This is a genomic window from Paenibacillus sp. AR247, assembly GCF_002968895.1.
GTDB lineage: Bacteria > Bacillota > Bacilli > Paenibacillales > Paenibacillaceae > Paenibacillus_AQ > Paenibacillus_AQ favisporus.
Genome location: NZ_PCZT01000026.1, coordinates 139,599 through 141,387 on the forward strand (window position 1 = coordinate 139,599; position 1,789 = coordinate 141,387).

The 1,789-nt window shown below is 59.1% G+C and carries 2 protein-coding genes; both read left to right on the forward strand.

The features are described 5' to 3' along the window. Positions 1 to 965, forward strand: a 965-nt coding sequence (locus CPT76_RS34870) for a sensor histidine kinase (protein WP_258169092.1), incomplete at its 5' end; no start/stop codon positions are given. Beyond that, a partial coding sequence (locus CPT76_RS34875) for a response regulator (protein ID WP_146116537.1) occupies positions 946 to 1,789 on the forward strand: 844 nt, incomplete at its 3' end. The genes CPT76_RS34870 and CPT76_RS34875, both read left to right, overlap by 20 nt.

Sequence of the window (1,789 nt, forward strand, 5' to 3'; positions counted from 1 at the left end):
CTAAGGCTTACGGCTGTCGCTGTCACCGCTGCGATCCTGTTTGTCATCATTCTGGTCCTTTTCTGATTCAAAAAATTACTAACCCGCTCTCCGCGCTCACCAAATTCCTCAGAAACGCCAGGCCGGAAGAACCTCTGCCTGCACTGCCGGTCAAAACGATAGACGAGGTAGGTCAGCTGATCATCAGCTATAACCGGCTTACTTCGCGGATCGTGAAGCTCACCGATGAGGTCAAGCACAATGAATCACTGAAGAAGGAAGCCGATATGCATGCGCTGCAGGTGCAGATTAACCCGCATTTTTTGTATAACACCCTCTCCTCGGTGCAATGGCTGGCGCTGATGAATCAGGACGGTGCCAAGATCGCCGAGATGGTCGGCTCGCTGAGCGATTTTCTGCGGTTCAGCTTAAATGCCGGCCAGGAATACTGCACGGTGTTGCAGGAAATCACGCATGTCCGTCATTACATGAATATCCAGTCGATCCGGTATCCCGACAAATTCGATTTTCGGGTCGATGCAGCTGAGAGTTTGCACCATCTAACGATGCTTAAGCTGCTGCTTCAGCCGCTGGTGGAGAATGCGATCCTTCACGGCCTGCTCGGCCGAGACGGGCGGGGCATGATCCGGATTGCGGTGGAACGCAGCGGGGGGTTCCTCGATTTCGCCGTTGAGGACGACGGGATCGGAATGCCCGAAGAGAGGCTTCAGTGGCTCCGGAACCGGCTGGCGGAGCATCCGGCGGCCTACGGGCAGGGACCTGACGCCCGCGGGAGCTACGGGCTGCGCAATGTCAACAAGCGGCTGGCGCTGCATTACGGCAGGGATGCCGGACTTCGGGTAGAGAGTGCGGAAGGAGCGGGCACGCGGATTACATTCAGGATCCCGATCGTGCAGGAGCCAAAGGAATGGACTCGGAAAGAATCAAGCAAAGGGGAGAACGAAGATGAAGGTTATGATCGTTGATGACGAAGTGATTATCCGAAACGGGCTAAGCACGGTGGTCAATTGGGAGGAGAACGGTTTTACGGTGCTGGAGCCGGCCGCTTCCGCCGAAGAAGCGCTGCAGCGGATTCCGGATGAGCAGCCCGAAATTATATTTACCGATATCCGGATGACGGGGCTCAGCGGTATCGATATGGCCCGGGAAGTGAAAAAGCAGTTCCCGGATACCGAAATCATCATCATTTCCGGATTCGACGAGTTTGCCTATGCCCAGCAGGCAATGCGCGAAGGAGTCAGCGACTATTTGCTGAAGACGAGCAGACCGGGGGAAATCATCCAGTCCGCGGCCAAGGCCAGGGAGCGGCTGGAGGTTCGCCGGCGGAACGAGGAGGGCGGCAGGGTCCAGCAGACGATCGTGAACCGAGGTTTCTTAAGGAGACTGTTGGCTTCGGGATCCGCACCCGATGCCACGACCGAAGCCGAGTTTTGGGACCGGTTCCCCGACCTTCGGCCCGATGCTGACGGGGGCACGGTGCTCCGGATTTGGCTGCTGTCGGTCCATTCCTCCAGCTCGGGGGAGAGAGGCAGCCGCCCGGACGGCGATGTATACCGCATCGTCGGCAGCCGGCTGGCTGAACGATTGCCATGCGCATGGCTCGAATGGAACGGTGCACTGCTTCTTCTGGTAAAAAGCCGGGGCGAGGACGACTGGAGCCGCATGAGGCCGGTGCTGGGCCATGTGGAGGCTGAGCTGGGCTGCCGGGTCACGGCGGCCGGCGGGCTGCCGTTCACCCAGCTTCAGGACCTGCCCGCCGCCTTAGCTGCCGCAGCGGAGGCCGGCTCCT